The organism is Bacillus sp. T33-2, assembly GCF_002860205.1.
Classification (GTDB): Bacteria; Bacillota; Bacilli; order Bacillales; family Cytobacillaceae; genus T33-2.
This window is the reverse complement of sequence record NZ_PGVB01000014.1, coordinates 61,827-67,826: the sequence shown is the minus strand read 5'-3', so window position 1 is coordinate 67,826 and position 6,000 is coordinate 61,827. Positions and strand designations below refer to the sequence as shown.

General features: G+C 43.2%; 8 protein-coding genes. 2 read left to right on the top strand and 6 right to left on the bottom strand.

Annotation, left to right across the window (positions count from 1 at the left end):
* Window positions 1-228: 228 nt before the first annotated feature.
* Window positions 229-456, bottom strand: coding sequence for a hypothetical protein (locus CVD19_RS12055; protein ID WP_101582117.1), 228 nt, complete (start codon window positions 454-456; stop codon window positions 229-231).
* A gap of 135 nt (window positions 457-591) precedes the next feature.
* On the opposite strand from CVD19_RS12055, the gene pdaB reads away from it, so the two are divergent.
* Window positions 592-1,344 carry a polysaccharide deacetylase family sporulation protein PdaB gene (gene pdaB / locus CVD19_RS12050; protein WP_101582116.1) on the top strand — a complete coding sequence of 251 codons (753 nt, stop codon included), beginning with the start codon at window positions 592-594 and terminating at the stop codon, window positions 1,342-1,344.
* 9 nt (window positions 1,345-1,353) lie between these two features.
* On the opposite strand, the gene CVD19_RS12045 is transcribed toward pdaB, so the two are convergent.
* The gene (locus CVD19_RS12045) at window positions 1,354-1,995 is read right to left on the bottom strand and encodes a KinB-signaling pathway activation protein (protein ID WP_101582115.1); all 642 of its coding nucleotides are present in this window, start codon (window positions 1,993-1,995) and stop codon (window positions 1,354-1,356) included.
* 146 nt (window positions 1,996-2,141) lie between these two features.
* Between CVD19_RS12045 and gerD the strand changes: the two genes are divergently transcribed.
* Window positions 2,142-2,786: a spore germination lipoprotein GerD gene (gene gerD, locus CVD19_RS12040; protein WP_101582114.1), complete on the top strand. Its 645-nt coding sequence runs from the start codon at window positions 2,142-2,144 to the stop codon at window positions 2,784-2,786.
* A gap of 207 nt (window positions 2,787-2,993) precedes the next feature.
* Here the strand turns inward: gerD and CVD19_RS12035 are convergent, their stop codons facing one another.
* The 4 genes from CVD19_RS12035 to rpsI form a co-directional block, all read right to left on the bottom strand.
* Window positions 2,994-4,040, bottom strand: a complete 1,047-nt coding sequence (locus CVD19_RS12035; RefSeq protein ID WP_101582113.1) for an Mrp/NBP35 family ATP-binding protein — start codon at window positions 4,038-4,040, stop codon at window positions 2,994-2,996.
* 156 nt (window positions 4,041-4,196) lie between these two features.
* Complete coding sequence (cwlD, locus tag CVD19_RS12030) at window positions 4,197-4,910, bottom strand: N-acetylmuramoyl-L-alanine amidase CwlD (protein WP_101582120.1); 714 nt, start codon at window positions 4,908-4,910, stop codon at window positions 4,197-4,199.
* Between the two features lie 84 nt (window positions 4,911-4,994).
* Entirely contained in the window at window positions 4,995-5,438 is a 444-nt protein-coding gene (locus CVD19_RS12025; RefSeq protein WP_101582112.1) for a YbaK family protein, read from the bottom strand.
* A 157-nt stretch (window positions 5,439-5,595) separates the two neighbouring features.
* Window positions 5,596-5,988, bottom strand: a complete 393-nt coding sequence (gene rpsI / locus CVD19_RS12020; RefSeq protein ID WP_101582111.1) for a 30S ribosomal protein S9 — start codon at window positions 5,986-5,988, stop codon at window positions 5,596-5,598.
* Window positions 5,989-6,000 lie beyond the last annotated feature (12 nt).

Sequence of the window (6,000 nt, the reverse complement as noted above, 5' to 3'; positions counted from 1 at the left end):
TCATATAGAAGAAACATGATGGTTATTGTTTGTTGACGCTTGTTTGTTTAGTTTTCAAAGAGCAATTTTAATGTTGTTGTCGCTTATGGGCGACTTTTTAATAATAACACGTTGTTAGCTTATCGTCAACAACTTTTTTATTATTCTTCGCAGCGTCAGCAGCGACGTTTATTAATATAACAGCTTTATAAAAACGAGTCAACCATTAATTTTGTTTTTAACGTTGAATCAATTTTTCAAAGCGGTCTTTGGCGGAAGCATATATTTAAAACATTCACTTGGAGGAGCGATTCGTTTAAAAAGAGAAAATAGAATTTTATATCTTTCCTTCATTGCATTTTTGACGATAAAATCAATCCGTTCATCACTCAAGTCAAACAATATTTCATCCAGTTCCCGTTTGATTAAATACTCCATCTCCTTCATTTCCTGTTTATTAATTAACACCCCAAGCATAAATACACCCCTTATATATGTTCGTTATTGTAGTCTTTTCCACTTCCAGGATTTTTTATCATAACTTTTTATCATATATTCAGCACCTAAACATAAAAATTAGACAAGGATTGTTTAGGACGAGGTGGGATGATCATGAGTTTCTTTTTAGTATTGAATGGGAGGTCAATTAAACAATTATTGGTTATCATTCTGGCTGCTTTTTTTACAGCATGGTTTTTCTTCATGGAAAATATCGTACAAATGCCCGTTTTTTCAACTAAAGATGGCCCGAAGGCAGTTTATAAGGGAGAACAGGATTTAGCACTTACCTTCAATATCGGCTGGGGGGATGAAAAAGCAGAACCTATCCTTGATACCTTGAAGAGTAACAATGTAAAATCGGTGACGTTTTTTCTTTCCGGCGCCTGGGCGGAGCGCCATCCTGAGCTGGTGAGCAGAATGGTGAAGGAAGGATACGAAATCGGTATTCTCGGCTATGAGTACAAAGATTACACCGAGCTGGAAGAATCTAAAATAAGGCAGGATCTTCTTAAGGCGCAGGAGGCGTTTAAAAAGCTAAACGTGAAAAATATTGAGCTTGTGCGTGCACCTACCGGCCATTTCGACCAGCGTACACTAAAAATCGCCGACCGCCTCGGGTATACTGTTGTTCACTGGAGCCTGGATTCAAAGGATTGGACTAATCCCGGTGTCCAAGTGATCGTTGAAAACGCATCCGAAGCAAAAAAAGGAGATATCATCCTTATGCATGCGTCTGATTCCGCGAAGCAGACAAAAGAAGCCCTTCCCCATGTAATACAATCTATCAGAAACAGCAATTTAAAATTTATAACCGTATCAGAAATGATTGCCAATGCAAAAACCAATTCCAGAGAAATAAAATAACCGTCCAAACTATGCTTTGGACGGTTTTTTAGTTGCCTGGTTTCGTTCTTCAAGTGATTTTTGGTTTAATTTGTGAAGCCTCAAAAGCTGGTACGCATTACACGCTAAAAGCGAGAACAGCATCAGATAAATCCAGCTGATCTCATTCACCCTGAGTACCGGTACCAATTCAACTACTGTTACGACCACCATGAAAAATAATGCCGGAATAAAAGCCTCTTTATTTGTCTGTCCTGCTTTCAGGAACGCAGCGGCGACACCGACAACAAAAATGAAAACTGCAAGCAACAAGTACGGCACAATTCCTTCGGTTTTTTCAGCAAAGGCCTGATAACGAAGATACACTAAATCAAAAAGAACAAATGCAATGAGGACGACCTGTACTGTGTTCCATAATGACACTGATTTGAAAATACCAAGTCCGAAGCGGTGAACTGTCAGATAGGCGAAAAAACCCATTTGGCTTAGTATGCTGAAAATCAGCCCAACCCCGAACAACCACAAAAAAGTCGATATGATATCTATTACCTCAAAATGTACAAAATAAGGTTCAAATTCATCCCATTTAACAATGAACCCGACCACTCCTGACGTCAAACCACCGACAAGCAAAGTAGAAAGAAACAGTTTAACCCAATTCCGGCTAGTCACTCTCATTTTCCCCCATAAATAAAATCACTCAACCTTGATTGTACCAACCAGTTTATGAAAAATCTAGGCATTGTCTTTCAAGCGAATAATAATCCTTATATATACCATTCTAAAATTGAGGCCGTTTATGTGAAAGGGGAATTAATATGTACAAGCAAGCGAAGTGGCTCCTCCCCGTCATAGCTTTATACATCATTACGGGCTGTGCCCAATCTGAAGCAGGCGGGGAGCATATCAATTATGAAGATACAAAAAAAATGGTTGTCGATATAATACAAACTGATGACGGAAAAAAAGCTATGCAGGAAATCATGTCCGATGGAAAAATGAAGGAACAGCTCGTACTGGACCAGTCAATGGTATCAGATACGATTAAAACCACCCTTACATCCGATAAAGGAACCGACATGCTTAAGAAATCGTACCAAGATCCAAAGTTTGCCGCAGCAATGGGCCAGAGCATGAAAAATGAAAATGAACAATTATTAAAGGATTTAATGAAGGATCCCGAGTACCGGGCAATGATGATCGAAGTACTCAAAGACCCCGAACTGGAAAAGGAAATAACCAACGTGCTGAAAAGTAAGGAGTACCGGCAGCATCTGCAAACAGTCATAACCGAAACTTTCGAAAGCCCGCTCTATCAGGCCAAGTTGCAAAGCCTCATGCAAAAGTCCGCTGCCCAAATGCAATCCGGTAAACAAGGCGGCGGAGCGGGAGGAGGCGGAGGCCAGGAAAGTAGCGGTGGTACAGGCGCTGGCGGCGGTGGTGCAGGCGGTGGCGGCCAGTAATGCCACTGTTTGATGCCGCACTTTATTAAATACCCCCGTTATGATGTCAGACTTCCATGCTGATGATCCCGGCCCTACAAAGAATAAACAAGCCTCTCCAGGTGTAATGTTGGAGAGGCTTCACTTTTTTACACTTTAAGAAATAATAAAATGGCAGCAACCTAGACGACTCGACGCAGGGGCCCGACCGCCATTCGGTGAGTTTCTTTATTTTTCCAGCAGGCGTAAAATATTTTGGGCAACACCAGTGTAAATCGCCCCGAGCTGATGGTCTTCGTGATAGATGGAAGGCGCAAAATCCTCTTCATTCCAATCAGGCTGGGCAAGGGGCAGCTTGCCTAACAGGCTGGTCTTCAGCTCCTCTGCGAGCTTCTCTCCACCACCCTGGCCAAAAACATGTTCTCTTTCACCGGTCAATTTACTTTCAAAATAAGACATGTTTTCAATTACTCCCAGGATCTCATGCTCAGTGCGCAGTGCCATTGCACCTGCCCGGGCCGCTACAAAAGCTGCTGTTGGGTGCGGTGTTGTGACGATGATTTCTTTGCAGGATGGGAGCATATTATGGACATCAAGGGCGACATCGCCTGTTCCAGGCGGTAAATCGAGCAGAAGGTAATCAAGCTCGCCCCATTCAACATCATTAAAGAAATTGTTCAGCATTTTGCCGAGCATCGGCCCCCGCCAGATGATCGGTGCATTATCTTCAACGAAAAAGCCCATTGAGATGACTTTTACGCCGAATCTTTCAACAGGGATGATTTTTTCTCCACGTACGACCGGCCGCTTCGTGATGCCCATCATATCAGGAACACTGAAACCATATATGTCAGCGTCAACAAGCCCGACTTTCTTGCCAAGGCGCGCCAGGGATACAGCGAGGTTGACCGATACTGTAGATTTCCCCACACCGCCTTTTCCGCTGGCAATCGCGATGAAAGCGGTATCGCTGTTCAAAAGCCCTTGATCTTCTCGTTTATCTTGTTGGTACTTAGAAAGCTCATCCGGGGGCAGTTCGGTGAATCTGATACCGACTGTTTCCGCTCCGGCTCCTTTCAATATATTCACGATGTGTGTTTGAAGCTGCAGCTGTTCTGCCGTCCCTGTTTTTGCAATCGCTATCTTCACGCTTACATGGCTTTTTTCCGCTTTAATTTTTATTTCCTGGATTGCGTTTAGTTCTTCTAACGTTCTATGTAAAAATGGATCCTTCAGGTCTTTGAGAAGCTCGCGGACTTTTTGTTCAGCTAACATGGCTACACCAACCTTCTTTTAATAATAGTTCAAGTATAACATAACGATTAAAGTTCGAAATGTTAAACCAATCACACTTGCCTATCAAATTGTTACCCGTTTGTCATCATAATGATACCCTTTAAAATGAAAAAGAAGGCCTAGGCCTTCATATCATCACCTGATAAATTTTCTTTCATTCGTGTAATAGCGGAGAATCCCTTCATAGATAGAAGCCGCTACTTTTTCCTGATATTCGTCCCGTTTCAAATTTTCCCGCTCTGTTGGATTGGATAAAAAGCCGATTTCCACAAGTACTCCAGGCTTTTTGGTATTCTTCAGCAGGTATATCTGATTGGCTGGCTTGGCTTTCCGGTCAGTATTCTCCAAATTCCGGCGCAGTTCCTCCTGAATGAACCTTGAGGCCCGTTTGCTTTCCGGATGCCGGGTTGAATAAAATGTCTGCGCCCCGTGCCATCTGGATGAAGGAATGGCATTAAGGTGTATGCTGGCAAAAAAATCGGCTTCAGACTCATTGATCATATCAAGCCGTCTTTTTAAATCCTGCACTTTCCTGCGGCTGAACCCTTTTAAGCCTTTGTCAGCAAGGTCAGCATCTGTCTCTCGGGTCATAATGACTAGGGCGCCCTGCTGCTGCAGATAGTCCCGCAATATCAACGAGACATTTAATGCAATTTCTTTTTCAATCCCATCACTTTCTACCGCCCCTGGATCGACCCCTCCGTGTCCAGGGTCCAGTAAAATAATTTTACCTGTCAGCGGCAGGTTCCAGGATTCCCATGAATCGTTTTCCATGAAATCGTAATGCAATATAAAAAAAAGCAGGATGAGCCCGGCAGCAAATGCGGCCTTTTTCATACGTCTTAACAAAATCATCACCCTTCCCCGCGCTTGTCCCTGTTATTCAATATATGGGACAGGAAGGGTGTTTAGAACAGCATGTTGTGGAGGTTCTCAGTGAAGCCGTAATTTATAACGTTTTTCTCCTCTTTGAAATCCGTCTCTCCACCAGCTGTCCACGTACTGGTCACAAAGATAATAAAGGGATTCGCTGAATAACCCTTCATCACCTTTACCCCAGAACAGGAAAAAGTTGTACAAAGTATCTATCAGGTGGCTCTCTTCCGGCCTGCAGCGCTTTCTGGCCATTTCTGCGGACTCGCCATAATATCCAAAACGTCCGAATTTTGCTCCAAGCAAATACGCTTCAATCGCGACGTCATAACAAGCTTCCTCTATGCCGGCATTCATGATTAAACCGGACGTAAACCGGGATGACCCGAAATAATGCTTTACTCTTTCCTGAAGTATTTTTATCGATAGTTCTCGGAGCATAGACCGCTCATATTTAATTTGTTTTTCTCTTCTTTTTTCTTTGAAGGTTGTAATCACATTCAAAGTTTCTCACCCCTTGAAGATATTTTTTACCTTCAACATGTACTAATTCAGGGTGCGGCAAAGATTCCGTTTCCAGTTTTCCTGCCAGGACATTTGTGGTAAAAAAGCATTAAAAAAAGCCCCAGTGTAACTGGAGCTTTTGTTGCATACAATAAAATTAACGCTTAGAGAACTGAGGTGCACGACGGGCGCCTTTAAGACCGTATTTCTTACGTTCTTTCATGCGTGCGTCACGAGTCAGCAAGCCTGCACTCTTTAATGATGGACGGTATTCAGGGTCAGCCTGAAGCAATGCACGGGCAATTCCGTGGCGGATTGCGCCAGCCTGGCCTGTGTAGCCGCCGCCGCTCACGTTCACTAGCACATCGTAGCCGCCTAGTGTTTCAGTTGCTACTAATGGCTGTTTTACGACTTCGCGTAAAGCTGCAAATGGGATATATTCTTCGATTTCACGACCGTTGATAATGATTTTGCCATCGCCTGGTACTAAACGAACTCGTGCAACGGAGCTCTTACGACGGCCGGTACCAATATATTGAACCTGTGCCAAGTTAATAACCTC